Raw genomic sequence first — 24,005 nt, 5'->3', positions numbered from 1 at the left:
ATCACATGAAAACCCTTGGCTTGCTCGGCGGCATGAGCTGGGAATCGACCGCCATCTACTATCGCCTGCTCAACGAGATCGTGCGCGATCGCCTTGGCGGGCTGCATTCGGCGAAGCTGCTGCTCTGGTCGTTCGACTTCGCCGAGATCGCCGAGCGGCAGCATCATGGCGATTGGGACGGCGCCGGCGTGCTTCTGATTGATGCCGCGCGCAAGCTGGAGGCGGGCGGCGCCGAAGGGCTGCTATTGTGCACCAACACCATGCACAAACTGGCTGACCAGGTGCAGACGTCCGTCTCCATCCCGCTGATCCACATTGCCGATGCCACGGCGATGGCGATCGAGCGCGCCGGCATGCGGCGCCCGGCGCTGTTGGCGACGCGCTTCACCATGGAGCAGGATTTCTACAAGGGCCGGCTTGCCGAGAAATACGGCCTCTCGCCAGTGGTGCCCGATGCGGCCGGGCGCGACATGGTGCATCGCGTCATCTATGAGGAGCTCTGCCAAGGCATTGTCAGCGAAGCCTCGAAGGCCGCTTATGTGGAAGAGGCCGAACGCCTGCGCCGCGAAGAGGCCGCCGACAGCATCATCATGGGCTGCACCGAGATCACCATGCTGATCGGACAGGATGATTTTGATATTCCGGTGTTCGACACGACACGCATCCATGCCGAGGCGGCGGTGGAATTCGCTCTGGCTTGATGCGTTTCTCCTAAAGTGCCTGATGCCACCTGGCGCGCATTCTTTCCTTCGCTAGAATGCCGGCAATTTCAAAACAGGCATTTTGAGGGGACAAGATGGATTTTGCGCTTCCATGGCCGACGAGCCAGGGCGAATGGCTGGCCTGGTCGAGCGCCGTCTTCACCGTGCTCCTCGGGCTTCTGTTCTTCCTGGCGCCTGGCTTGGCCTTCCGCATCCTGCGCCTGCAGGCGAAGCCGGAGAAAGCGGCGGCGATCGCCGAGGGGCGCGGCAGGATGTCGGGCTTCTATCTCGGCGTCGGCCTGTGCTGCATCCTCTTGGCGCAGCCGCTGGTTTACATGGCGCTCGGCTTCTCCTGGCTGTTCACGGCCTTCGGCCGGCTGCTGTCGATGATGTCGGATGGCGCCAACACACCTTTCAATTGGGTTTCCATTGTGGTGGAATTGGTCCTGGCGGCGTTGCCGCTTGCCTTTGCCTTCGGCTTTGTGCCTTGAATCGCTAGCTATTCCGTGGCGCGAGGCGAGACTCTTTCGCCGGATGCGACAATAGTGCCTGAAAAGCATGCGGAACGACGCATTGCGGTCTTAAAATGCCTGTGCTAGACGGCAATCGACTTTCGGCCGGGGATAGCGGAAGCCGCGCCTCCGTGCTTGAAAAAATGCAGTAAGGTCAAAGATTTAGCCAGAGTTTTTGCTCGCGCCAACAATCTGCGGCCTGTCAGACAAGAGAAAAGACGGTCCGTGGCCCAATCGTCATCGCCAATCTCAGGTGTCGCAGAACGCTACGCGGGTTCGCTGTTCGAACTCGCCCTGCAGGCAAATTCCGTGGCCAAGGTCGAGTCCGACCTCAACAGTTTCGAGGCGATGCTGGCTGGCAGTTCCGACCTGACCCGGCTGATCAACAGCCCGGTGTTCTCCAGCGAGGAGCAGGCCAAGGCCATCGCGGCGATCGCCGACAAGGCTGGGATCACCGGCCTCACCGGTAATTTCCTGCGCGTCGTCGCCCGCAATCGCCGGCTGTTCGCCGTGCCCGGCATGATCAAGGCGTTCCGCCAGATCGCCGCCGAACACCGTGGCGAGACCGCTGCTGAAGTGACGTCGGCTCACGAGCTGACGGCTGCCCAGCAGACCGAACTCAAGGCGGCGCTGAAAAGCGTTGCCGGCAAGGACGTGGCCATCTCCGTCACCGTCGATCCGTCGCTGCTCGGCGGGCTGGTGGTCAAGATGGGCTCGCGCCAGATCGATACGTCGCTCAAAACCAAACTCAATTCGCTCAAGCTTGCACTGAAAGAGGTCGGCTGATGGACATCCGCGCCGCGGAAATTTCCGCAATTCTGAAAGACCAGATCAAGAATTTCGGCAAGGAGGCTGAGGTCTCCGAAGTTGGACAGGTGCTGTCCGTCGGTGACGGTATCGCCCGCGTCTACGGCCTCGACAATGTCCAGGCCGGTGAGATGGTCGAATTCCCCGGCGGCATCCGCGGCATGGCGCTCAACCTCGAAGCCGACAATGTCGGCGTCGTCATCTTCGGCGCCGACCGCGACATCAAGGAAGGCGACACCGTCAAGCGCACCGGCGCCATCGTCGACGTTCCGGTCGGTCCGGGCCTGCTCGGCCGCGTCGTCGACGCGCTCGGCAATCCGATCGACGGCAAGGGCCCGATCAAGGCGACCGAACGCAAGCGCGTCGACGTGAAGGCGCCCGGCATCATCCCGCGCAAGTCGGTGCATGAGCCGATGTCGACCGGCCTCAAGGCCATCGACGCGCTGATCCCGGTCGGCCGCGGCCAGCGCGAGCTGGTCATCGGCGACCGTCAGACCGGCAAGACCGCCATCATCCTCGACACGATGCTCAACCAGAAGTCGGTGCACGACAACGGCCCCGAGAAGGAAAAGCTCTACTGCGTCTACGTCGCCGTCGGCCAAAAGCGCTCGACCGTCGCGCAGTTCGTCAAGGTGCTGGAAGAGCGCGGCGCGCTCGAATATTCGATCATCGTCGCCGCCACCGCTTCCGATCCGGCGCCGATGCAGTTCCTGGCGCCGTTCGCCGGCTGCACCATGGGTGAATATTTCCGCGACAACGGCATGCATGCGCTGATCAGCTACGACGATCTGTCGAAGCAGGCCGTCGCCTATCGCCAGATGTCGCTGCTGTTGCGCCGCCCGCCGGGCCGCGAAGCCTATCCGGGCGACGTCTTCTATCTGCACTCGCGCCTGCTCGAGCGCGCCGCCAAGCTCAATGACGATCTGGGCAATGGCTCGCTGACGGCTCTGCCGGTCATCGAAACCCAGGCCAACGACGTGTCGGCCTACATCCCGACCAACGTGATCTCGATCACCGACGGCCAGATCTTCCTCGAAACCAACCTGTTCTTCCAGGGCATCCGTCCGGCCGTCAATGTCGGCCTGTCGGTGTCGCGCGTCGGTTCCTCGGCGCAGATCAAGGCGATGAAGCAGGTTGCCGGCTCGATCAAGGGCGAGCTCGCGCAGTACCGCGAAATGGCGGCCTTCGCGCAGTTCGGCTCGGATCTCGACGCCGCCACGCAGCGCCTGCTCAACCGCGGATCGCGCCTGACCGAACTCCTGAAGCAGCCGCAGTTCTCGCCGCTGAAGACGGAAGAGCAGGTCGCGGTGATCTTCGCCGGCGTCAACGGCTATCTCGACAAGCTGCCGGTCAACCAGGTCGGCAAGTTCGAGCATGGCCTGCTCAGCCACATGCGTGCGGCGGGCAAGGACGTTCTCGACGCCATTCGCAAGGAAAAGGCGCTGTCGGACGATCTGCGCGCCAAGCTGAAGGCAGAGATCGACGCTTTCGCCAAGACCTTCGCCTGAGCGAAGCGACAAGACGGGATCAGGTTTGAAGCATGCCTTCATTAAAAGACCTTCGTAACCGTATCGCCTCGGTCAAGGCGACGCAGAAGATCACCAAGGCGATGCAGATGGTCGCCGCGGCGAAGCTGCGCCGTGCGCAAGAGGCAGCGGAAGCGGCGCGCCCCTATTCGGAGCGCATGGGTTCCGTGCTGGCCAACATCACCCAGGCAATCGGCGGCGGCGGCGATGCCCCGGCGCTGATGACCGGCACCGGCAAGGACAACGTGCATCTGCTCGTCGTCTGCACCGCCGAGCGTGGCCTGTGCGGCGGCTTCAATTCGCAGATCGCCCGCCTGGCCCGCGATCATATCCGGCGGCTTCTGGCCGACGGCAAGCAGGTCAAGATCATCTGCGTCGGCAAGAAGGGTTTCGATATCCTGCGCCGCGACTATGCCTCGATGATCCTCGACCGTGTCGACCTGCGCGAGGTCAAGACGCTCGGCTTCGTCAATGCCGACGCGATCGCCAAGAAGGTCATCCACCTCTTCAACGAGGGCGCCTTCGACATCTGCACGCTGTTCTATTCGCAGTTCAAATCGGTGATCAGCCAGGTCCCGACCGCGCAGCAGATCATTCCCGCCGGCGTCGCTTCGGCTCCCGCCGCGGCGGTGGATGGCGGCAATGCCGTCTACGAGTACGAGCCGGAGCCGGGCGAAATCCTCTCCGACCTCATCCCGCGCAACATTTCCGTGCAGGTTTTCCGGGCGCTGCTCGAAAACGCGGCCGGCGAAATGGGCGCCAAGATGAGCGCGATGGACAATGCGACGCGCAACGCCGGCGAGATGATCAACAAGCTGTCGATCACCTATAACCGCCAGCGGCAGGCGCAGATCACCAAGGAACTGATCGAAATCATTTCGGGCGCCGAAGCGCTCTAGGCGCGGTTCGCGGGCCATCGGCCCGCTACCGGACCGCGTGAGAAACAAAGGACGAAAAAGGGTAAAGACGATGGCGAAAGCAGCGACCCCCAAGACGGCGGCCCCCAAGGCCGCAGCCCCCGCAAAGGCGGCCAAGGCTCCGGCAGCCGCCGCGAAGGCAGCTCCGGCAAAGACGGCGGCAGCGCCGGCCAAGGCCTTGGCGGCCAAGACTTCGGCCGTGGCCGCCAAGGCAACCGGCGTTGTCGGCAAGGTCCGCCAGGTCATCGGCGCCGTCGTCGACGTGCAGTTCGGCGATCACCTTCCGGCGATCCTGAACGCGCTCGAGACGACCAATGTCGGCAATCGTCTGGTGCTCGAAGTTGCCCAGCATCTGGGTGAAAACACCGTTCGCTGCATCGCCATGGACTCCACCGAAGGTCTGGTGCGCGGCCAGGAAGTGCGTGACACCGGTGCGCCGATCACCGTGCCGGTCGGCCCGGGCATGCTCGGCCGCATCATCAACGTCATCGGCGAGCCGGTCGACGAAGAGGGTCCGGTCGACGCGATCGAAATGCGCTCCATCCACCAGCCGGCTCCGACCTATGTCGAGCAGTCGACGGAAGCGCAGATCCTGATCACCGGCATCAAGGTGCTCGACCTGCTGGCACCTTACGCCAAGGGCGGCAAGATCGGCCTGTTCGGCGGCGCCGGCGTCGGCAAGACCGTGCTGATCCAGGAACTGATCAACAACATCGCCAAGGCACACGGCGGCTATTCGGTGTTCGCCGGCGTCGGCGAGCGCACCCGCGAGGGTAACGATCTCTATCACGAGTTCATCGAATCCGGCGTCAACAAGAAGGGCGGCGGCGAAGGCTCCAAGGCGGCTCTCGTGTACGGCCAGATGAACGAGCCGCCGGGCGCGCGCGCCCGTGTCGGCCTGACCGGCCTGACGGTGGCTGAATATTTCCGCGACCAGGGCCAGGACGTGCTGTTCTTCGTCGACAACATCTTCCGCTTCACGCAGGCGGGTTCGGAAGTGTCGGCTCTGCTCGGCCGTATCCCGTCGGCCGTGGGCTATCAGCCGACGCTCGCCACCGACATGGGCGCGCTGCAGGAACGCATCACCACCACCACCAAGGGCTCGATCACTTCGGTGCAGGCCATCTACGTGCCCGCCGACGACTTGACCGATCCGGCACCGGCGACCTCGTTCGCCCACCTTGACGCCACGACGACGCTGAACCGCGCCATCGCCGAGAAGGGCATCTATCCGGCGGTCGATCCGCTGGACTCGACCTCGCGCATGCTCGACCCGATGGTTGTCGGTGAAGAGCACTATGCGGTTGCCCGCCAGGTGCAGTCGATCCTCCAGCGCTACAAGTCGCTGCAGGACATCATCGCCATCCTGGGCATGGACGAGCTGTCGGAAGAGGACAAGCAGACCGTGGCCCGCGCCCGCAAGATCGAGCGCTTCCTGTCGCAGCCTTTCTTCGTCGCCGAAGTATTCACCGGCGCGCCGGGCAAGCTCGTCGACCTCGCCGACACCATCAAGGGCTTCAAGGGCCTCTGCAACGGCGACTACGATCACCTTCCGGAAGCTGCCTTCTACATGGTCGGCGGCATCGAGGAAGCGGTCGAGAAGGCACAGCGCCTGGCGGCCGAAGCGGCCTGATGAAAGATGGAGGACCCGAATACGCTCAAGGCGATCGGGTCCGGTTACTTCGACTCAGCGATGAGTTTCTTTCTGGTCTTCCAGAAGAGGACGTCGCAGAGCTAAACACCCTCATCGGTCGGGAGTGGACTGTGGAGGAGTGGCACGAGGAACTCGGTCAGTTGGAGATCTCCAACGCTCTGAGCCAATCGGCAACCATACATTTTGCGTGGGTGCCGCCCGAATGGGTTGAACGGATACGATAATGGCTGAAGCTTTCAAATTCGAACTGGTCTCGCCGGAACGCCTGCTGGTTTCCGAGCAGGTCGAATCCGTCGTCATTCCGGGCGCCGAAGGCGAGATGACCGTGATGGCGCATCACGCGCCGGTCATGACCACGATCAAGCCGGGTGTCGTCACGGTGAAGACCGCCTCGGGCGGCGAAGAACGCTATGTCGTGTTCGGCGGTTTCGCCGACATCGTCCCAGCCGGCTGTACGCTGCTGGCGGAATCAGCTGTCGCGGTGAAAGATGTCGACCGGGCCGATCTCGCCCGCCGCATCCAGGAAGCCAAGGAAGATGCAGCCGACGCCAAGGACGACCAGGCGCGCAGCAAGGCCGAGCAGTTCCTCAGCCAGCTGACCACGCTGGAAGGCGCGATTCTTCCGGCCTGAAATCCGCATCAGATGACTTGATGAAAAGCGGGGCTTTGCCTCGCTTTTTTCGTTTAGATGCCCAAGGCGGCGAAGGCCAGAATCGGACCGTCCCGCCGCAAATGCACCAGATGCACCGCCGTGAGCTCGATCAACGTCTGGCGTTCGGCGTGATCCCTGGCAAAGCCGGCCAGGTCGAACACGGCCGTTACGGTTTCGTTCGCCGGCAATTGCTGGTCCAAAAGTGCCGTCAGCGCCGCATCGAGCGGATCGGTGAAATGGTTTTCAGGCAAGGTTTTTCCGCGCGCGGCGCAGGCGGCGATCCAGGCCGCCACCACCAGCGTGAGATGCACGAACTCGGTGCCGGCTTCGAGGCACTCGATGGCGGAAGCGATGATGCGCTGCGGCAGTTTCTGGCTGCCATCATTGGCGATCTGCGCCGTGCGGTGGGCGAGCGCGGTGTTTGAAAAACGCTCGGCAAGCTCGGCTGTGTAGGTCGCCGTATCCAATCCGGCATCTTCAGGCAATGTCGGGATGGCCTCGGCCCAGAGCCCGTCGACAAATCGCCGGATCGCCGGATCGGCGAAAGCGCGGTCGACGGTGGCATGGCCGCTGAGCAGGCCGAGATAGGCGATGCCTGAATGCGCGCCGTTGAGCAGCCTGAGCTTCATGTCCTCGAAGGGGCCGACATCGCCGACCATGGTGACGCCGAACTTTTCCCAGTCCGGCCTGCCGGCGGAGAAATTGTCTTCGACCACCCATTGGCGGAATGGCTCGGTCATCACCGGCCAAGCATCGTCGACACCGAGTTCGCCGGCAATGCGTGTCCGGTCGGCGTCGGTGGTTGCCGGTACGATGCGATCGACCATGCTCGACGGGAAGGCGACCTGGTTTGCGATATGGTCGGCGATTCCGGTGTCGCCTGCTGCGGAGAGGCTGCCGTCGCGCAACGCAGCGAATTCGGTCAGCAGCCGGTGCAGCGTGGCGCCGTTGGCAGGCAGGTTGTCGCAGCACAGCACGGTGAAGGGCGGGGTGCCGGTGGCCAGTCTGCGGGTAACCGCCTCGGCGAGGAAGCCATGCGCCGTCCTCGGCATTTGCGGATTGGCCAGATCGTGGATGATGTCGGGATGGGCGGTGTCCAATCCGCCGCCCGCGGCCCTGAGATAGGCTTTTTCGGTGATGGTCAGCGTGACGATGCGGGTGCGCGGATCGGTCAGCGCGGCCAGCACAGCGCCCGGATCTTCCGGCGCCACCAGCATCGACTGGATAGAGCCGATGACGCGCAACTCCTCCTCGCCACTGCTGCGGATCGCCAGCGTGTAGAGCCCGTCCTGCGGCGACAGCGCGTCGCGCGTATCGGGGCTGCGCAAGGAGACGCCGACGATGCCCCAGCCCGTTTCGCCCGCCGCCAGGCACTCGTCGACATAGGCGGCCTGATGGGCGCGATGGAAGGCGCCGACGCCGAGATGCACGATGCCTGGAGCAACGCGGCCGCGGTCATAAGCAGGGATTTTGGTCCCGGCGGGCAGCTTGTGGAGCGTGGCGTCGGATAGATGGCTTCTGGTCATCAGCATACCGGGGCTGGGGGCTGTGGATGACAGGCGGGGTAACACCTGTTCGAGCCTGCCGCAAGGATGCCGCTTTGCCGACGCACATTGACATCGCCTAGGCCCGAACGTACCGGTATCCAGACTGGAGGAGCCGCTTTCCCCATGGTCGCGCTGACCGATCCGGACCTGCTGTTTCCGCCCGAAGCGCATTCGCGCTCGCTTGCCCGCGGCCTTTACGCCGGCATCAAGGACCTTCCCATCGTCAGCCCGCACGGCCACACCGATCCGCGCTGGTATGCGCTGAACGAGCCGTTCCCGGATCCAGCGCAACTGCTCATCGTGCCCGACCACTACATCTTCCGCATGCTGTTCAGCCAGGGCGTGCGGCTGGAGGATCTCGGCGTGGTCAGCCTGGATGGCGCGCCGGTGGAGACCGACGGCAGGACGATCTGGCGGCGCTTTGCCGAGCACTATTACCTGTTTCGCGCCACGCCGACCCGGCTGTGGTTCGACCATGTGCTGGCGCATCTGTTCGGCATCGAAGAGCCGCTGGATGCCACGACGGCCGACCGCCACTACGACACGATCGCGACGGTGCTGCAGTGGGAGAATTTCCGCCCGCGCGCCCTGTTCGAGCGCTTCAACATCGAGGTCATCGCCACGACCGAAGGCGCGCTCGACGATCTCAAATGGCATAAGATGATCCGCGACAGCGGCTGGGAAGGCCGCGTCGTCACCGCCTATCGGCCGGACGCGGTCATCGACCCCGATTTCGAAGGCTTTTCGGCCAATCTCGACCGGCTTGGCGAGATCACCGGCTGCGACACCGGCAGCTGGGCCGGCTATCTCGACGCGCATCGGCAGCGGCGCGCCTTCTTCAAGGATTATGGCGCGACCTCGTCGGATCATGGCCACCCGACGGCGGAGACCGCCAATCTTTCCGACGCGGCGGCGCAGGAGCTGTTCAACCGCATCCGCCGCGGCTCGGAGGATGAGCGCGAGCGCAAACTGTTCCGCGCCCAGATGCTGACCGAGATGGCCAAGATGAGCCGGGATGACGGGCTGGTGCTGCAGATCCATCCCGGTTCCTGGCGCAATCATTCGCCTTCTGTCTTCCAGAGGTTCGGCCGCGACAAGGGTTTCGATATCCCGATGCGGACCGACTATGTGACGGCGCTGAAGCCGCTGCTCGATTGCGTCGGGCTGGAGCGTGAGCTGACGGTTATTCTCTTCACGCTCGACGAAAGCAGTTACGCGCGCGAGCTGGCGCCGCTGGCCGGTGTCTACCCGGCGCTGAAGCTTGGCCCCGCCTGGTGGTTCCATGACAGTCCGGAAGGCATGCGCCGGTTTCGCGAGATGACGACGGAAACGGCCGGCTTCTACAACACTGTCGGCTTCAACGACGACACCCGTGCCTTTCCCTCGATCCCGGCCCGCCACGACGTGGCGCGGCGAGTCGACTGCGCTTTCCTCGCGCGCCTCGTCGCCGAGCATCGGCTGCGCGAGGACGAGGCGCATGAGCTGGCACGGGACTTGGCCTATACGCTGGCGAAGAAGGCGTACCGGCTTTGATGGCGGCGGCCCAATATCTCAACGGCGCCGGTGGTTGGATCAGCGTGACAGGCTGACATGAACAGCACCGGCATCGATCTCTCCGCCTTCAGCCTGGCCGGCAAGCGCATCCTGGTCACCGGCGCCAACACCGGCATCGGACAAGGCATCGTCCTCTCGATCGCGCGCGCCGGCGGCGCGGTGGTCGGCGTCGGTCGTTCGTCGATGGACGATACGGCGAGCAAGGTCGCGGCCATCGGTGCCAGGTTCGAGGCGGTGAGCGCCGACCTTGCCGACACGGCGGCCGCCGGTCCGATGCTGGATCGGGTGTGGGACGAAAGCGGGCCGCTCGACGGGCTGGTCAACAATGCCGGGATCATCCGGCGCGCCGATGCCGTCGATCTGGCCGAGACCGACTGGGACGACGTCATGGACGTCAATTTGAAGACGGTCTTTCTGCTTTGCCAGTCCTTCGCCAGGCGCGCGCTTGCCGAAGGTCGCCGGGGCAAGATCGTCAACATCGCTTCGGTGCTGAGTTTCCAGGGCGGCATCCGCGTCGCCTCCTACACCGCCTCCAAGCATGGCGTGCTCGGCATCACCCGGCTGCTCGCCTGCGAATGGGCGGCCAAGGGCATCAACGTCAACGCCATCGCGCCGGGCTATGTCGAGACCAACAACACGCAGGCGCTGCGCGCGGACCCCGACCGCAGTGCCGCCATTCTCGGGCGCATTCCGGCGGGGCGGTGGGGCGAGCCGTCGGACATTGGCGATGCCGCCGTCTTCCTGCTGGCACGGGCTTCCGACTATATGCACGGCGCGGCGGTGCCGGTGGATGGCGGCTGGCTGGCGCGATGAGGAGAGGACGATGACGAAGCCCAAGATCTTCGCGCATGCCGATGAGGGCGCCTGGACTCCGACGCCAGACGGCAACAGGCGGCGCGTTCTCCTCTCCACCGATGAGCTGATGCTGGTCGAATTCGGCTTTGACAAGGGCGGCGTCGGTGCCTTGCATTCGCACCCGCATGTCCAGTCAAGCTATGTCGCCGAAGGCCGTTTCGAGGTGACCATCGACGGGAGGACGGCGATCCTTGAAGCCGGCGGCAGCTTCATCGTGCCGTCCGGCCTGGTGCACGGCGTCAAGGCGCTGGAAGCGGGACGGCTGGTCGATAGCTTTACGCCGCACCGTGCCGATTTTCTTGCTATAAATCAAAGAGATAGCCCGTGATGTCGTCCGAAGCCGCTTCACACTTTTCGGCATCATGCTTTGGCCGATGATTTGCCTAGCCAAGACTGGACGATCGAGTGCGGGCGAATGACCCGCGCCCCAAAAGAGGCGCGGGTTGTTGCCTGGGCGCTTGTGGCGCCGCGGTACTCAAGACATGACCGCAGGATGTGAAGCCTGCCGCATCGTGGTGAAGATCAGCTTAATGCGCCGTACAACCGATGGCTGTCCCAGAGCGGTTCCTGGAATTGCTCTGGGTCAGGTGATGTGCCGGAGAAGGCCGAAAAGCCGCTCGAACGTCTTGCCGTAGGGCGGGCGCAGCAGGGCGCCGGCGCTCAGGCGCGACTGCAGGAAAACCGGCTTCTCCTTGCTGAAGGTGCGGAACCCCCATTCGCCGTGATAGGCGCCCATGCCGCTGGCGCCGACGCCGCCGAAAGGCTGGTTCTCCTGCACCAGATGCAGCATGCAGTCGTTGATGGTGACGCCGCCGGCGGCGGTCTCGCGCAGGATGCGCTTGCGGTTGGTGCTGTCCTTGCCGAACCAGTAGAGCGCCAGCGGCCGGTCGGCCTGGTTCACATGGCTGATCGCCTCGTCGATGGCGGCGTATTCGACGATCGGCAGCACCGGACCGAAAATCTCCTCGCGCATCAGCCGCAAATCCGGGCCGGCATTGCTGACCAGGGTCGGCAAAAGCTTGCGGCTCGTGGCGCCGAAGTCTTCGCCGGCCGGGTTGATTTCGACGACATCGGCACCGGCATCGCGGGCTTCCGCGATCATGGCGCGCAGGCGTTGAAAATGGCGGTCGCTGATGATGGCGGTATAGTCGGGGTTGTCGCGCAAGGTGGGATAGAGCCGCGCCACCGCCGCAGCGAGCTTGGCGGCGACCGTGCCGGACTGTCCCTTGGGCACCAGCAGATAGTCCGGCGCGATGCAGGTCTGCCCGGCATTGAGCAGCTTGCCATAGGCGATGCTGGCCGTTGCCGCATCGAGATCGCAGGAGGGATCGAAGATCGCCGGCGACTTGCCGCCGAGTTCGAGCGTGACCGGGGTCAGGTTGGCGGCGGCGGCGACCGCGACCTGTCGGCCGACCGCGGTCGAGCCGGTGAACAGCAGGTGATCGAACGGCATCGAGACGAAAGCCTTGCCCATCTCGGCATCGCCGGTGATGACGCTCAACTCGTCGGGCGAAAAATGTTCGCTGGCCAGTCCGGCGAGCAGCGCCGAGAAGGCCGGCGTCAGTTCGGACGGCTTGACCAGCACGCGGTTGCCGGCGGCGAGCGCTGCCGTGACCGGCGCGACGGCAAGCTGGAAGGGGTAATTCCACGGCGAGACGATACCGACGACACCAAGCGGCTGCGGCAGGAGGCGATTGCGGCCCGGCAGGAACGGCAAGGTGGTGGCGACACGACGCTCGCGCATCCAGCCGCTCAGATGAGACAGTGTGTGGCGGATGCCGGCGCGCACGACAAACAGTTCCGCAAGGCGCGTCTCATGCGCCGAGCGGCCGCCGAAGTCGGCGTCGATCGCGGCGCAAATGTCGGCCTCATGCCGCTCGGTCAGGGCCAACAGGCGCTTCAGGCGGTCTTTCCGAACGCTTAGATCCGGAAAGGGCTGCTTTTCGAAGGCGGCGCGTTGCAGCTGGAACCGTTCGCCCAGGACATCCTGTCTCACCTGCAGCATCGCGCCCTCCCTGGCTCGTCCGACCAAGCTTACATCCTGGCGCGTGAAGGAATCCAGCAGGGGTGCGGGTGTCGCAGGGGAAGGCGTGCCTTCGCCAGCCGCTGCCAATCAGTCCGCCGTCAACATGGGATGACTGTTCCGGTTGTGTTCCGAGGGCGGCTGCGCTACTCCAAAGCGTCACGCGGAGAGCATCTTGATCGATTCCCACATCCTCTCCCATCCCCGAAAAATCGCTTCCCGTCCGGTGTCCGCCTGATGTCGGCACAGGCAGCGAGTGTTCGGGCGGAGGATCCCAAGCAGCGCGTCCTGAAGGACGTGTTCGGCTTCGACGATTTCCGCCCCGGCCAGGCAGATGTCATGGACGCGCTGCTCGGCGGGCGCCATGTGCTGGCCGTCATGCCGACGGGTGCGGGCAAATCGCTCTGCTACCAGGTGCCGGCGCTGGTCATGGGTGGGCTCACCCTGGTCGTGTCGCCGCTGGTGGCGCTGATGCAGGATCAGGTCGCGGCCTTGCGGCTGGCGGGCGTTGGCGCCGATACGATCAATTCCTCGCTCGACCGGGAGGCCAATGTCGCCGCCTGGCGACGCGTGGCATCAGGCCAGACGCGGCTGCTCTATCTGGCGCCGGAACGGCTGATGACCGAGCGCATGCTCGAGGCGCTTTCCAGGCTCGAAATCAGCCTGATCGCCATCGACGAGGCGCATTGCATCTCGCAATGGGGTCCGGCGTTCCGGCCTGAGTATGAGGATTTGTCGCGCCTGCGCCACATCTTCCCCAACGTGCCGATCATCGCGGTGACGGCGACGGCGGACGAGAGCACGCGCAGCGATATCGAGGCGCGGCTGTTCGCCGAGCGGGTCGAAACGCTGGTGCTGGGTTTCGACCGGCCAAACATCAAGCTCGCCATCGAATCCAAACAGGACAGCAAGCGGCAATTGCTGCGTTTCATCGAGCGTCACCCGGGCGAGAGCGGCATCGTCTACTGCCTGTCGCGCAAGAAGACGGAGGAGATGGCGGCCTTCCTCGAGAAGAACGGCGTCACCGCGCTCGCCTATCACGCCGGCATGAGCAAGGACGCGCGCGAGGCCAATCAGAACGCCTTCATGACGCTGTCCGGCGTCGTCATGGTGGCAACCATCGCCTTCGGCATGGGCATCGACAAGCCCGACGTCGCCTATGTCTTCCACACCGACATGCCGGGCAGCCTGGAGGCCTATTATCAGGAGATCGGCCGTGCCGGCCGTGACGGGCGCAAGGCCGAGGCGCATATGCTGTATGGGCTTGGCGACATCCGCATGCGGCGGCTGTTCATCGACGACGAGGATGCTGCGGTCGAGCACAAGAAGGGCGCGCATCGCCGGCTCGACACCCTGATCGGCTATTGCGAGACTGCGCAGTGCCGCCGCCAGGTGCTGCTTGGCTATTTCGGAGAAGAAGCCGAGCCCTGCGGCAATTGTGACAACTGCCTCGAGCAGGTGCCGCGCGCCGATGGCGGCGCGGAAGCACGCATCATCCTGGCCGCGGTCGCGCAGAGCGGCGAGCGCTTCGGCGCCGCCCATGTCATCGATATCCTGCTCGGCCATGAGACCGAGAAGATCGTGGCCCGCGGTCACCAGAAGCTTGCCAGCTTCGGCAGCGGCGCGGCGCACAAGAAGGATCTCTGGCAATCGCTGATCCGGCAGCTCGTCGCCGGCGGTTTCCTCGAGCCGGATCCGAGCGGTCATGGCGGCCTCGCCATCGCCGAGAAAGGCCATGCGCTCGGCCGTGGCGAGATCCCGTTCCACTATCGTGTCGAGATGCGCAGCCGCGCCTTGCGCAAGATGCGAGCCGCGGAGGGTTCGGGTGCCGAAGGCGTCGATGCTTCGCTGCTGGCGACGCTCAAATCCCTGCGGCTGCGCCTCGCCAAGGAACGCCAGGTGCCGGCCTATGTGGTGTTCTCCGACCGCACGCTGATCGACATGGCCGAACGCCGCCCGCGCGACCTCGACGCCTTTGCCGAGGTCAATGGCGTGGGAGGGGCCAAGCTCAAGGAGTTCGGGGAGATTTTTCTGAAGGCGATTGCCGCGCACCGGTCCGAAGGATCGGTCTGAAAGCCCTAACCAGATCCTGCAGCAATCGTCACATCTGGATCGACGCCATCGACGGTCAGGCGGGCGTTTGCCCCTCAATTCGCCTTCCGCACATCGCGCCCAAAAAGCTAGATCAACCCGCCGCTACCGTGAATGAGCGGCGGGATTTTGTGTTGGAACTTTAGTTAGAAAGCGGCCCAGCATCGTGTTAGCTAAAATACAAGGAATCAAACCAGCGTGAATGCTTTGACGGCTTGCGCAAAGCAACCAACCCCTCCGCCGCTCGTTGACCTAAGCTGGGATGATCCCTGGCCACCTCTTGGCCCGCCCTTGGTCCCCATTCCGGGCGGGCTCTTTTTGCCTATTGGGCGCCAGCATTTCGATGCCGGGCAAGAACGCATCCTCAGCTCGTCCCTTGCTTTTTCGAGGAAGGTCGCCGCCGTGCAGTTGCCGGGGAGACCAAATACCTTCGTCGCGACCGCTCGACCTCGCGTCGCAATAAAAGTTTCGGAACCATTTTAGTGTATGCTAATTGAATCGCGATTGTCGCGGCCAGTTTATGCGTTTCGCCACAAGATTTCGGGAGGAATGAAAAGGTGAGCGGCAAACCCGATGATCCACCAATCGAACGACGCTCACTTCCCCGGGCGGCCGTTCTAAAGGATGGAACCATCATCACGGAGGATACGACGATCGCTTGCTCCGTCAGAAATCAGCACGCTCATGGTGCGGAGCTACGGGTGGAGCCGGGCGTGGTTGTTCCCGAGCGGTTCGTCCTGTACGTCCCTGCGGATGGTGTCGAATATCGTGCGGTGGTGCGATGGAGGAAGAACGAGCGGCTTGGCGTACAGATCCATTGAAACAGGACGCCATTGACTAATCGGACGACGGAACCCAGGCAACTGGCCGAATTTATCGCGTCATCAGCACTCGCGGAGTGCGCGATCCTCGATGCGATTGGTCATTGGTGGCGGGAGAAGTGGTGCAAAACAACGAACCCTGAAAACGTGTGGAACATCAATGTGTTAAGGCGATCTCTCGGCACCGTTAGCGTTATCAAAGAGCGTTCAAAGGAGATAATATCGCTGTACGAGAGCGGCCTGGGGCAGAGTCGGATTGCCAGGATGATTGGAATAGGAGCAACTTCAGTCCATCGCGTCCTAGTCGCATCGGGCATCGAAAGACGGCCGACAGGTGGCCAGAAGAAACGACACTCATAGTAGTGCTTCTGCAGGAATGTGTCGAGATTTGGCACCGAATTCAAATGCAGCGTCGAACGAAACGAATCCTTTGGCCACTGGCTAGCCGGAAATGACTTAAGTCCGCCAAACCCAGGCATCCGATGTACGCTATGTGATTGGCTGCTTTCCTGCGAAACCACACAACAGGCGGAGTTACGTCGAGGTGCGATCGACGGGGCTCCATCAACAAGATCGAGGCGAAAGGCATTCCAGACGTCATGCTGAAAGGTCACTTTTCAGTTTCCCATTTTCGGACCGATATATTTTTTGTGGGGGGCGGCGGTCCCGAACCGCCTTGCCCATTGGCTTGACCTCCCCCGGGGACTATCCAAACTGAGTCTCAAAGGGATGATGGGGGAATTGATACCAGCGGGTTTACCCACATGGGTCCAGTGGCACAGTAACAGCACTTGTGGCGGCCGCTGTGGATCGTCGCTTATCGACAGTGGCGAACCGCCCGTGAGAAGCTAGTCCTAGACCTTTTTGATCGCCGTTTCGATTTCTATGCCAAAACGAAGGAGGCGATCGAACAACTTCTCGGAAATCCGCAGGTCTTTCTGGGGGGCACGTAGGGAAAGCGGGTTGGAACCCATCAAATTAATGTCTCGGCTTGGGCCAATTCCTGTTTGGTGATGACGTGGTGAGATGCACGAGTGTACAGCGCGATGGTCAATTTACGGTTGGGGCACACGATGTCATCGATGGACGACGCATCGAAGGACTGGTCTCAGGTGATCCACCAAAATTTCAAAGTCGTGACTGCCTTCTACGATGAGTTTCCGGAGATCGCCGCGCCCTATATGCGCATGACGCAGAAGCTGTAGGCTACCGCCGACGGACGCTAGGAGGGCCGATGGTCGAAGGTGAATTCCACGTCGTGGCGCATTGCCCCGTCTGCGGGGTGCCTGCGGAAGCCTGGCTTGACGAAGTGCCCGCTCCGGACCTCACTGCCGAGTCTGCGGCCGACGCGATCTCGACCGGAGATATCGAGCTCGAATGTGAGACCTGTGGGAACGAGTTTCCGGTAACTGTCACGGCTCATTTGTTCGGAAGATGGGAAGCACATCTAACCGACGATCCCAAGACGAAGGTCGAAATCGAACGCCTCGACTATTCCTACGACGACTGGCTCGAGGACATGGAGCCGGAGCCTCATCCTCGCGAGATATTCGACGCGGCAATTGGCGAATGGTTCAATCTACTTCGCGGAATGGGCGATAGGAAATCCGGGGCAGCCGGCATCAACCGAATGCTACTCGTCCAACTGTTTTCGATCCTCGAGGCGTACCTCTCGGACGCTGTTATCAAACTCGCCTTCGATGATTTGAAAGTCGCCAAAGCGATCGTCGAAAGCCATCCTGAACTGAAAAAGCAGACCGTGACCCTGATAAAGGTGGCCTCAGAACCGAACTTCGTGCGTGACACGGTAATCGCGCAGCTTCGGCAGACTCAGTTCCACCGCTTTGAGTTTCTAAACGGGATACTACACAAAGCTATTGGCCATTATTTATTGCCAAAGGAAAAGGTGATGCGTGACCTGGTCCTTCTGTCTGTCCAAAACCGTCACCATTGCGTTCATCGAAACGGCCGTGACGCTGATGGCAATACCTTGGACAGCCTCACTATAGATTACCTAACCCAGTTAGCTGGATGCTTCATGGCGATGGTTGCAGACCTGGCACCGGCCATCGAAGAGCTGGAGGCGAAACGCAACTTAAGTCTAGATGTACCTTGGTGACTTCGGGCGAGCGAAACCCTGATCACGCGCGGTGCATTGGCTGTGGTGGGGCTTGCAGAAGGACCGGAGATTGCACCAAGCCAGCCGCAAGTGGGGGAAACTGCGGACGCTGAGGATGTGGTCGACTTCATTGGCGCGATCGACGCACAGCCAGGATGCGAGCACTTGGGGTGCGCAGCCAGGATCCAGGCCGCACGGGCGCCGTCTTCCTCAATCTGTGCGACGGTCTTGGGTGCCGCGCTCATATGGCGATCTCCGGCACGCCGGCATCGGTGAGGAGCTGGTAGAGCTCGGCGACATTGTTGCGCGCACCGCGTTCCTGGCAGAACGCGAAGATGGCGCGCTGCTTGGCGCGCGAGAGGGCGATGAAGAAGGCCGCTACTCCCTCGGGATCTCCGGGAACATGCGCCCACCAGGCTTGGTCATCGAGGCCAACAAACACGATCGTGTCATATTCCAATCCCTTGCTTTTGTGCACGGTCATCATCGGGATCTGGTTGACGCCCTCGAAGGCGTCGAGACATGCGGTCCAGTCGGGGGCGCCATCGGCCGACGCGAAGAAATGCAGGCAGAAGGCCTCAAGGATGATTTGGAGGAGGTCACCGACACCGTATTCGGCATAGGTTCGGGCGATGGCTGCCAGATCGAGATATTCAAAGACTCGCGTCGCGAAGTCAGCGGCACTATTCCGAGAGGGAGCAGTCGCCGCCATTTCGGCGCGAAGCGCGGCAAGGAAGGCGGTCAGATCTGCCTCGACCTTCGCCGCGCCGATGTCGTCGTCGGCTACGACCGCCCGGAGCGCCAGAACTTCGGACGAGGCCAACTGCCAGGCCGCAGGCGCGCGGCGTGTCGCTCCGAGGCGGAATATTGCCATCGCGAGGCGACAGAGGTCGTCGGAGAGGAGATCCTGAAGCGAGGTTTTCCCGAGAGCGTGGCTCTCGTTGCGGACGCGCAGGCCATCCGCGACATCTTGATGTCGGTCAATGCATCCCGGCTTCGCCCCCGCATAGTGGAGGATGACGAGTTTTATTTTCGATCGTCTATCGCGTTTCATCGTTCAAGGATCGGTCAATGATCAGGTTCGCTATTGTTTTCGAGCTGGCAGGCTTGTTGGCGTCACTGGCCTCAGCATCGCAGGCGCGCCCTCTCAACTCTTCGGAGCGGGCGGAGTTCGCGAGGGACTTCTCCGTCGGATGCATGACAGGACCGCACATCAAGTCGATGATCGAGAGCCTTGGCGGCAAGAATCGCGAGCGACGCGAGTACTGCGACTGCGCAGGCAGTTATTTTGCCCGGAAACTGACCATCGAGCAGGCGTCCAATTCCAAATCCGTCGCGCCTTCACTGCACGCTCAGGCTCGCGACTACTGCGTGAAGAAGTTGTTTGGTGGAAACCGGAAAGCAAAGTAGTCGGCCAGGGCGCTTTCGGCCAGGTTGGAAACTTAGCTATTTCCGCCATGGTCGATTCACGAGCGGCTACGGCGCTGCGCCCTCGATTGAGGTTGAACTTCAGTGTCACGCCCGGCCGCCGATGTTCTGGGTCACAACATGAAGTGTTCCCGCAGACACGTTGAGGTCGAACGGAGCGAAACATTCTGCGATCCGAAGCCAGAAGCCTTCGGGTCTGGCGCTCCGCATCACGGCCACAGATATGCCCCAACTGAGCGACACGTTGCTTGAGCAACGTGTCGCGAATGTTTCTGCCCGCCATACGCCTTCGGTCGATTGCTTCGGTCCGAATGATGACGCCGCGCTTCCCTGCGGACCGGCGGTGCTATCGGCCTTGCATCACTCGCGTGTCCTGCGGGCTGTGTGTTACGATGTCCTCGTAGCTCAGGCGGCCATTGGCGATACCGTTGATGAAGCGCGTGCAATAAATTCTTGCGACATTGCTTCTCGGACTGACATTCATCTTCTTCGCCCAGAAGACCTTGTGGTCGGCTGACCATCGATTTGACTCGCGGTAGCAGCCGTCGATGGCGTCGCGCCTCATTGCAGGGCTGCCGCGCAAGAACTCCTGCTCTTTCGGATAGAAGCTCTCCTCTGACTCGCACCCGGCCAACGCCGCAGAAATGACGATCGCTGAAACGATAGAGACCAGTCCCATTTTCCTCTCCCTTGCCGTCGACACGAGTTGCTTTGAATCGGCGTCCACGACATCGTGACCCGTTCCGCCCCGCATGCGGCATCTGAAGAGCGCAACGAGCGATGTCTTGGCGATATGGAGGGTGACAAGCTACCTGCCTTGCATGAGGCGAATAAACCGCGGGCTTAGTGTCCTCATGTCCTCGGAGGTTACGCGGCCACTGGCGATACCGTTGACTGCTCGCGTGCACCAGATTCTTGCGATATTGCTTCCGGCCCGGACGTTGAGGCTTTTCGCCATGTTTCTCGCCCACTCGGCGTCGTGGCCGGCCAAGGTCGGCCTTATGTGGCGGTAGCACTCGTCGATGGCATAGCGCTTCATGGCAGGGCTGCCGCGCAAAAGCTCCTGTCCTTGCCGATAGCCGTTCTCCTCCGACACGCACCCGGCGAGCGTCGTAGAGATGACCATTGCTGAAATGATAGAGGACAGTCTCATTTTCCCCTCGCTCGCCACCAATTCTAACGGTATGCGCCTTTTTTTCGACTTATAAGAAGAGAAGCAGCAAACGCCCCGCTACTGCGCGTGTTTGGCGACCAGCTTGGCGAGCAGCTGATCTTCTTGCACGTTCCCAGCCTTGAACTCGTTGACGATGTCCAGCGTCAGAACCTCAGCCTTGTACGACTTGGGTGCGTACCCGAGCTTCCCGCGGAGCTGGTTAAAAACCCTCTGCATCATCCTCACGTCCTCAAGCGAAACTGAAGAGAGGAATTCGCGCGCGACCATTCGAGCGGCCTTGCGTCATCTCAAACAGGGCACGGGATTGGCTGCTTGAACCCCTTGTAGCCCTTCACGGGACAGTCGCAGTTGGGGTCGAACTTCCCTAGCGGTTCATGTCGCTTACACCCGAGTTCTGTCTTATAGGCATGGTTTGGAGGGGGGCCATAGCAGCTTTCGCTCACGCATCCGCAAAGCGTCAGGCCGAGTGCGGATAGGACGAGGACTTTCATGTGTAACTCCCGACTGTCGACAACACATGCGATCGCTTGTCGCATGTCGCAGGAGCGGCGAATTTGTCGAATATCAAATCTGCTAAAGTTTAATCGTGTCTCCTCCGCCTTGTACCTGCCCGCACGGCGTTAGTAGACCGCAACATGCCGAACTTGACTTCCATCTTGTCGTCGATGGAACGGCTAGAGGACTGCGGCTGCTAGCTGGGGGCCAGCGAGGGGGCCAGCCCGCACTTCAGAATGCGAACGAGAGTCCGTAGCGGTATCTTCTCCGACATCGGACCTTACGGCCGTGCCGACCTCGGACACACAAACACCTTCAGCGCGGCGAGCAGCGCCTTCGGATCGGATCGAGCCTGGTAGACCGGCGGAGGTGCCGGGCCGCGTTTGAGAAGGATGTAGATCGCTTCCCATGCCGCGCGAGCGGAATACTCAATGGTGAACGCCACGTCGCGCGACAGCTCTACGTACTGGCCAAGGAGACCGAGATTGGTCGCGCCCTTCGGAACCGGAGGAGGGCGGTCGGAGTGCGGCATCCAGATGTTGTTTGCGTAGGGTAGATCGCATGGGATGTAGATTGACGTTTCAATGATCCGGTCACGGTTCCGATCGAACTGCAGTTGCCGCAGCACTTCCTCCAGGATCTCTTTGCCGGTGCATTGGTCCATGCGCTTCTGCACGTATTTCCCGGTCATTTCCGGAAGCAGGCCGTAGCCCCACCAAAGGTAGGTGCCGTCCGGCTGGCCGATGATTTCGGGCTGATGGAAGACCGAAAGCGACAGGACCCAGGGCGAGTCGATCAGGCTCACCAGCCCGCCGCGTCCTGTCTCTCTGCCCGTTAGCGCATGGCGGATGCGCGCCCGGAGTTCGGCAATCCCGCCGCGTTCTTCGGCGATGCGCATGTGCCCAACTCGCACTGGGTGAGCTTCACGGTCACGACGACTGGCACGGAATTCCTCGACGTCCGCGACGTCGGCCTCGCACCGTCGCTCGACCATATCACCGTCATCCAGCTGGATTATGAATGGGACGGCATGGCGACCTCGATTGTGGTGGCGCCGGAGGACATCGTATTGCTGACCTTCGGATCGCAGGCCGTCGACATGTCAGTCGGGTCGATGACCGCGCCGCCGCCGCGGCAGCGCGAAGGACGCTCCTGGGCGCTCTGGAAGCGTTGTACCCGCTCTGCGCGTCGCCGCCCAGAAAAAAGCCGCCGCCCATCTGGGCATCGGCCTCGTAGATCGTGATGTCGGGACGGGCACGCCGGCGTGGCGGATGAGATAGCCGGCCGCTGCCAGTCCTCCAAAGCCGCCACCGACGATATGGGCCTTCATCGATCCAGCCTCTGGATTACCTTGCGCTCGTCTTTAAGCATGCTCAACGTCGAAAAAACGAGTACCCTTCCTGCGCAACGGCACATTTCCTCACTTGGCCATACGGTCCATCGCGCGTCTGAGCTCTTCAAAGACCGGAACTGCCAGGCCATGGACCGGAAACCAGAACTTTCCGTTGTCGGTAGATACGAGAATGTTGCCTGAGTTGCCCGATGCCCAGATCGTCGGTCCAGCCGTGATGGCGAGCGAATAGATCGTCAGCCAGTTCTGCGGAATCCCTTCGAAGCGCTGGAGGTGCCAGCATTCTCCGCCATCCGTGGTGGCGAATATCATCCCGTGTAGGCCGGCTGCCCAGCCGTGCGAGCTGTCGGCAAATCTAACCGCATTGAGCCTGACTTCGTCGACTGGAAAGTGAGGTGGAAGCTGTATCGTCTGCTGGTGCCAGGTCTTTCCGCCGTCGTCCGTGCGCATTACGAGGGCATCGTTGCCCACAACCCAGCCGGTTCGCTGATCGACGAAATGGATGGCGCGGAAGCGCTTGCTAGCGTCGTGAAACAGCAAGGTCCAATTCTCGCCGGCGTCAGTGGTTCCGGCAATCTCCCCGCCAAGACTGACCGCCCACCCGTTCGATCCGACAAACTGGATTGCATTGATCGGACTTGCCGCTGGCGTGCTTTGTGGCGACCATGCCCATTGAGAGATTTCACGACGGTAGATTGCATTTGGCTCGTCGCCGGCGACCCAGCAAGTGCGTGCCGCATCGCAGAATACGGCATCCGGAACGTGAAAATATGCGAGCGGAGATGTCTCCCAGTTCTCACCTCCGTCTCGGGACTCGAGAATACCTGCCGGACCGACAATCAGGCCGAACCGGTCATCGGCAAAATGCATGCTTCGAAACATCCCGTCTTCGGGCGTGAGACCGGGCACCCACGCGTCAACCAGCCGGGTGTCGGTCCAGGTCACCCCTCCATCGGACGTCCTGTGGAAGCGTCCGTTCCAGTCCATTGCCCATCCTAGCGCTGAACCATTGAACTGGATCGCATGCAGATACTCCTGGTCCCGCTCGCTCTGCGGCTTCAGTTTCTCAAGGGCCGGCGCAGCCGCAGCGAGGACCTCCGCCTGCTGCTGTTTCGACAATGCGCCAAAGCGAGCCAGCGTCTCATGTGCGGTCTCGCGCATTGTCGCCAGGTCCGACTTGCGCTGCTGCATGGTGGCCGCCGCCGCCTCGGCTGGTCCCCAGGGGCGCTTTCTTCGCGCTGCATCGAACAGTGTCGCCTGCACCCAGCTGCCGATCGCGGCGTCGGCGCTCGATTGCGGCTGGGAAACGCAGGGCTTCGGCTCGCCCGCATGGGCGTTGCTTGAGGTCAACATGAGAATGATAGACGCGATACGTGCGAATGAAGCGTTTGTCAGACGAGACATTGACTGATCTCCCACCAAACGACGCATGCTGCTCTTTTTTTGCGCGCGGGTGATTGATTCACGTCAATGAAGTGGAGCCAAGGTTCGGCAGGATAGCCGCCGCAAACCGGAGACTACTTGCACCATGAATGCCGCAGTCAGACTTCTACTGGCTGCCCTGCTTGTGTCGGATACTGTTCCGGAGCGCATATGTCTGCGGAGAACGCGCGGGCGACGCCATCATGCCCGGTCATCTACCGTATCTGACTGCGGGGCTTCTGGGTGCTGCCGCCGGTCGGGGATAACAACGCATTGACCCCCTATGGGATCCTTCCTTTGGCGACGGTGCTGCTCATGACATCGGGGCAGCTTCCATGTTGGCGTCCATTTTCCTG

General features: G+C 62.2%; 25 protein-coding genes. 17 read left to right on the top strand and 8 right to left on the bottom strand.

Going from position 1 to position 24,005, the window contains the following annotated elements:
- The first annotated feature begins 5 nt into the window (after nucleotides 1–5).
- The 7 genes from ACLGL5_RS04645 (at nucleotide 6) to ACLGL5_RS04615 (ending at nucleotide 6,748) form a co-directional block, all read left to right on the top strand.
- The gene (locus ACLGL5_RS04645; RefSeq protein ID WP_069090426.1) at nucleotides 6–701 is read left to right on the top strand and encodes an aspartate/glutamate racemase family protein; all 696 of its coding nucleotides are present in this window, start codon (nucleotides 6–8) and stop codon (nucleotides 699–701) included.
- Nucleotides 702–796: 95 nt separating this feature from the next.
- The gene (locus tag ACLGL5_RS04640; RefSeq protein ID WP_069090425.1) at nucleotides 797–1,192 is read left to right on the top strand and encodes an AGROH133_08824 family phage infection protein; all 396 of its coding nucleotides are present in this window, start codon (nucleotides 797–799) and stop codon (nucleotides 1,190–1,192) included.
- Nucleotides 1,193–1,438: 246 nt separating this feature from the next.
- Nucleotides 1,439–1,999 (top strand): F0F1 ATP synthase subunit delta, encoded by a 561-nt coding sequence (locus ACLGL5_RS04635; protein WP_064981313.1) that lies wholly within the window; start codon nucleotides 1,439–1,441, stop codon nucleotides 1,997–1,999.
- Complete coding sequence (gene atpA, locus ACLGL5_RS04630; protein WP_019861845.1) at nucleotides 1,999–3,528, top strand: F0F1 ATP synthase subunit alpha; 1,530 nt, start codon at nucleotides 1,999–2,001, stop codon at nucleotides 3,526–3,528. Before ACLGL5_RS04635 ends, atpA begins: the two co-directional genes overlap by 1 nt.
- Nucleotides 3,529–3,560: 32 nt before the next feature.
- Entirely contained in the window at nucleotides 3,561–4,445 is an 885-nt protein-coding gene (locus tag ACLGL5_RS04625; protein WP_010912153.1) for a F0F1 ATP synthase subunit gamma, read from the top strand.
- Nucleotides 4,446–4,515: 70 nt separating this feature from the next.
- Nucleotides 4,516–6,096: a F0F1 ATP synthase subunit beta gene (gene atpD / locus ACLGL5_RS04620; protein ID WP_069090424.1), complete on the top strand. Its 1,581-nt coding sequence runs from the start codon at nucleotides 4,516–4,518 to the stop codon at nucleotides 6,094–6,096.
- A 244-nt stretch (nucleotides 6,097–6,340) separates the two neighbouring features.
- Nucleotides 6,341–6,748, top strand: a complete 408-nt coding sequence (locus ACLGL5_RS04615) for a F0F1 ATP synthase subunit epsilon (RefSeq protein ID WP_010912151.1) — start codon at nucleotides 6,341–6,343, stop codon at nucleotides 6,746–6,748.
- Between the two features lie 53 nt (nucleotides 6,749–6,801).
- Here ACLGL5_RS04615 and ACLGL5_RS04610 read toward each other — a convergent pair whose 3' ends face one another.
- Nucleotides 6,802–8,301 carry a mannitol dehydrogenase family protein gene (locus tag ACLGL5_RS04610; RefSeq protein WP_069090422.1) on the bottom strand — a complete coding sequence of 500 codons (1,500 nt, stop codon included), beginning with the start codon at nucleotides 8,299–8,301 and terminating at the stop codon, nucleotides 6,802–6,804.
- A gap of 138 nt (nucleotides 8,302–8,439) precedes the next feature.
- Between ACLGL5_RS04610 and uxaC the strand changes: the two genes are divergently transcribed.
- Genes uxaC through ACLGL5_RS04595 form a run of 3 tightly spaced genes read left to right on the top strand, consistent with a single transcriptional unit; the run spans nucleotide 8,440 to nucleotide 11,053 of the window.
- The gene (gene uxaC, locus ACLGL5_RS04605) at nucleotides 8,440–9,849 is read left to right on the top strand and encodes a glucuronate isomerase (protein WP_069090421.1); all 1,410 of its coding nucleotides are present in this window, start codon (nucleotides 8,440–8,442) and stop codon (nucleotides 9,847–9,849) included.
- A gap of 57 nt (nucleotides 9,850–9,906) precedes the next feature.
- Nucleotides 9,907–10,683 (top strand): 2-dehydro-3-deoxy-D-gluconate 5-dehydrogenase KduD, encoded by a 777-nt coding sequence (gene kduD, locus ACLGL5_RS04600; RefSeq protein WP_069090420.1) that lies wholly within the window; start codon nucleotides 9,907–9,909, stop codon nucleotides 10,681–10,683.
- Nucleotides 10,684–10,693: 10 nt separating this feature from the next.
- Nucleotides 10,694–11,053: a cupin domain-containing protein gene (locus ACLGL5_RS04595; RefSeq protein WP_069093210.1), complete on the top strand. Its 360-nt coding sequence runs from the start codon at nucleotides 10,694–10,696 to the stop codon at nucleotides 11,051–11,053.
- 255 nt (nucleotides 11,054–11,308) lie between these two features.
- Here ACLGL5_RS04595 and ACLGL5_RS04590 read toward each other — a convergent pair whose 3' ends face one another.
- Nucleotides 11,309–12,730 (bottom strand): coniferyl aldehyde dehydrogenase, encoded by a 1,422-nt coding sequence (locus tag ACLGL5_RS04590; protein ID WP_069090419.1) that lies wholly within the window; start codon nucleotides 12,728–12,730, stop codon nucleotides 11,309–11,311.
- Nucleotides 12,731–12,985: 255 nt separating this feature from the next.
- On the opposite strand from ACLGL5_RS04590, the gene recQ reads away from it, so the two are divergent.
- The 4 genes from recQ to ACLGL5_RS04570 all read left to right on the top strand — a co-directional run bounded on the left by recQ (nucleotide 12,986) and on the right by ACLGL5_RS04570 (nucleotide 17,779).
- Nucleotides 12,986–14,821: a DNA helicase RecQ gene (gene recQ, locus ACLGL5_RS04585; protein WP_069090418.1), complete on the top strand. Its 1,836-nt coding sequence runs from the start codon at nucleotides 12,986–12,988 to the stop codon at nucleotides 14,819–14,821.
- A 575-nt stretch (nucleotides 14,822–15,396) separates the two neighbouring features.
- Entirely contained in the window at nucleotides 15,397–15,660 is a 264-nt protein-coding gene (locus ACLGL5_RS04580; protein ID WP_081295926.1) for a PilZ domain-containing protein, read from the top strand.
- A 1,082-nt stretch (nucleotides 15,661–16,742) separates the two neighbouring features.
- Nucleotides 16,743–16,865, top strand: a complete 123-nt coding sequence (locus ACLGL5_RS04575; protein WP_276315473.1) for a hypothetical protein — start codon at nucleotides 16,743–16,745, stop codon at nucleotides 16,863–16,865.
- Between the two features lie 29 nt (nucleotides 16,866–16,894).
- Complete coding sequence (locus ACLGL5_RS04570) at nucleotides 16,895–17,779, top strand: hypothetical protein (RefSeq protein WP_069090417.1); 885 nt, start codon at nucleotides 16,895–16,897, stop codon at nucleotides 17,777–17,779.
- A gap of 241 nt (nucleotides 17,780–18,020) precedes the next feature.
- Here the strand turns inward: ACLGL5_RS04570 and ACLGL5_RS04565 are convergent, their stop codons facing one another.
- On the bottom strand, nucleotides 18,021–18,272 hold the full coding sequence (locus ACLGL5_RS04565) for a 3'-5' exonuclease (protein WP_494372945.1): 252 nt from the start codon (nucleotides 18,270–18,272) through the stop codon (nucleotides 18,021–18,023).
- A gap of 69 nt (nucleotides 18,273–18,341) precedes the next feature.
- Here ACLGL5_RS04565 and ACLGL5_RS04560 point away from each other — a divergent pair, with 69 nt between their 5' ends.
- Nucleotides 18,342–18,854, top strand: a complete 513-nt coding sequence (locus ACLGL5_RS04560) for a hypothetical protein (protein ID WP_240565022.1) — start codon at nucleotides 18,342–18,344, stop codon at nucleotides 18,852–18,854.
- The gene (locus tag ACLGL5_RS04555) at nucleotides 18,851–19,189 is read left to right on the top strand and encodes a hypothetical protein (protein ID WP_038647176.1); all 339 of its coding nucleotides are present in this window, start codon (nucleotides 18,851–18,853) and stop codon (nucleotides 19,187–19,189) included. The genes ACLGL5_RS04560 and ACLGL5_RS04555 overlap by 4 nt, the downstream gene beginning before the upstream one ends.
- Nucleotides 19,190–19,553: 364 nt before the next feature.
- Here ACLGL5_RS04555 and ACLGL5_RS04550 read toward each other — a convergent pair whose 3' ends face one another.
- The 4 genes from ACLGL5_RS04550 to ACLGL5_RS04535 all read right to left on the bottom strand — a co-directional run bounded on the left by ACLGL5_RS04550 (nucleotide 19,554) and on the right by ACLGL5_RS04535 (nucleotide 21,774).
- A complete protein-coding gene (locus ACLGL5_RS04550; RefSeq protein ID WP_141700873.1) occupies nucleotides 19,554–19,886 on the bottom strand; it encodes a hypothetical protein in 333 nt (110 codons plus the stop codon).
- A 129-nt stretch (nucleotides 19,887–20,015) separates the two neighbouring features.
- Nucleotides 20,016–20,360 (bottom strand): hypothetical protein, encoded by a 345-nt coding sequence (locus ACLGL5_RS04545; protein ID WP_141700872.1) that lies wholly within the window; start codon nucleotides 20,358–20,360, stop codon nucleotides 20,016–20,018.
- A 78-nt stretch (nucleotides 20,361–20,438) separates the two neighbouring features.
- Entirely contained in the window at nucleotides 20,439–20,648 is a 210-nt protein-coding gene (locus ACLGL5_RS04540) for a hypothetical protein (RefSeq protein WP_038647170.1), read from the bottom strand.
- Between the two features lie 508 nt (nucleotides 20,649–21,156).
- A complete protein-coding gene (locus ACLGL5_RS04535) occupies nucleotides 21,157–21,774 on the bottom strand; it encodes an oleate hydratase (protein ID WP_038647168.1) in 618 nt (205 codons plus the stop codon).
- Here ACLGL5_RS04535 and ACLGL5_RS04530 point away from each other — a divergent pair.
- Nucleotides 21,718–22,119 (top strand): oleate hydratase, encoded by a 402-nt coding sequence (locus ACLGL5_RS04530; protein ID WP_069090415.1) that lies wholly within the window; start codon nucleotides 21,718–21,720, stop codon nucleotides 22,117–22,119. The genes ACLGL5_RS04535 and ACLGL5_RS04530 overlap by 57 nt on opposite strands.
- 177 nt (nucleotides 22,120–22,296) lie before the next feature.
- Here ACLGL5_RS04530 and ACLGL5_RS04525 read toward each other — a convergent pair whose 3' ends face one another.
- A complete protein-coding gene (locus ACLGL5_RS04525) occupies nucleotides 22,297–23,631 on the bottom strand; it encodes a WD40/YVTN/BNR-like repeat-containing protein (protein WP_069090414.1) in 1,335 nt (444 codons plus the stop codon).
- Between the last annotated feature and the right edge of the window lie 374 nt (nucleotides 23,632–24,005).

It is taken from the genome of Mesorhizobium sp. U510 (genome assembly GCF_059180695.1).
This window is presented reverse-complemented; position numbering and strand designations above follow the sequence as displayed.

Excerpts from the sequence above, each read along its gene's own strand:
- ACLGL5_RS04645 (WP_069090426.1), top strand. The coding sequence starts at position 6 with ATGAAAACCCTTGGCTTGCTCGGCGGCATGAGCTGGGAATCGACCGCC.
- ACLGL5_RS04640 (WP_069090425.1), top strand. The coding sequence starts at position 797 with ATGGATTTTGCGCTTCCATGGCCGACGAGCCAGGGCGAATGGCTGGCC.
- atpA (WP_019861845.1), top strand. The coding sequence starts at position 1,999 with ATGGACATCCGCGCCGCGGAAATTTCCGCAATTCTGAAAGACCAGATC.
- ACLGL5_RS04625 (WP_010912153.1), top strand. The coding sequence starts at position 3,561 with ATGCCTTCATTAAAAGACCTTCGTAACCGTATCGCCTCGGTCAAGGCG.
- atpD (WP_069090424.1), top strand. The coding sequence starts at position 4,516 with ATGGCGAAAGCAGCGACCCCCAAGACGGCGGCCCCCAAGGCCGCAGCC.
- ACLGL5_RS04615 (WP_010912151.1), top strand. The coding sequence starts at position 6,341 with ATGGCTGAAGCTTTCAAATTCGAACTGGTCTCGCCGGAACGCCTGCTG.
- ACLGL5_RS04610 (WP_069090422.1), bottom strand. The coding sequence starts at position 8,301 with ATGCTGATGACCAGAAGCCATCTATCCGACGCCACGCTCCACAAGCTG.
- uxaC (WP_069090421.1), top strand. The coding sequence starts at position 8,440 with ATGGTCGCGCTGACCGATCCGGACCTGCTGTTTCCGCCCGAAGCGCAT.
- kduD (WP_069090420.1), top strand. The coding sequence starts at position 9,907 with ATGAACAGCACCGGCATCGATCTCTCCGCCTTCAGCCTGGCCGGCAAG.
- ACLGL5_RS04595 (WP_069093210.1), top strand. The coding sequence starts at position 10,694 with ATGACGAAGCCCAAGATCTTCGCGCATGCCGATGAGGGCGCCTGGACT.
- ACLGL5_RS04590 (WP_069090419.1), bottom strand. The coding sequence starts at position 12,730 with ATGCTGCAGGTGAGACAGGATGTCCTGGGCGAACGGTTCCAGCTGCAA.
- recQ (WP_069090418.1), top strand. The coding sequence starts at position 12,986 with ATGTCGGCACAGGCAGCGAGTGTTCGGGCGGAGGATCCCAAGCAGCGC.
- ACLGL5_RS04575 (WP_276315473.1), top strand. The coding sequence starts at position 16,743 with ATGGACGACGCATCGAAGGACTGGTCTCAGGTGATCCACCAAAATTTC.
- ACLGL5_RS04570 (WP_069090417.1), top strand. The coding sequence starts at position 16,895 with ATGGTCGAAGGTGAATTCCACGTCGTGGCGCATTGCCCCGTCTGCGGG.
- ACLGL5_RS04560 (WP_240565022.1), top strand. The coding sequence starts at position 18,342 with ATGCAGGCAGAAGGCCTCAAGGATGATTTGGAGGAGGTCACCGACACC.
- ACLGL5_RS04555 (WP_038647176.1), top strand. The coding sequence starts at position 18,851 with ATGATCAGGTTCGCTATTGTTTTCGAGCTGGCAGGCTTGTTGGCGTCA.
- ACLGL5_RS04550 (WP_141700873.1), bottom strand. The coding sequence starts at position 19,886 with ATGGGACTGGTCTCTATCGTTTCAGCGATCGTCATTTCTGCGGCGTTG.
- ACLGL5_RS04545 (WP_141700872.1), bottom strand. The coding sequence starts at position 20,360 with ATGAGACTGTCCTCTATCATTTCAGCAATGGTCATCTCTACGACGCTC.
- ACLGL5_RS04540 (WP_038647170.1), bottom strand. The coding sequence starts at position 20,648 with ATGGTCGCGCGCGAATTCCTCTCTTCAGTTTCGCTTGAGGACGTGAGG.
- ACLGL5_RS04530 (WP_069090415.1), top strand. The coding sequence starts at position 21,718 with ATGGCGGATGCGCGCCCGGAGTTCGGCAATCCCGCCGCGTTCTTCGGC.
- ACLGL5_RS04535 (WP_038647168.1), bottom strand. The coding sequence starts at position 21,774 with ATGCGCATCGCCGAAGAACGCGGCGGGATTGCCGAACTCCGGGCGCGC.
- ACLGL5_RS04525 (WP_069090414.1), bottom strand. The coding sequence starts at position 23,631 with ATGTCTCGTCTGACAAACGCTTCATTCGCACGTATCGCGTCTATCATT.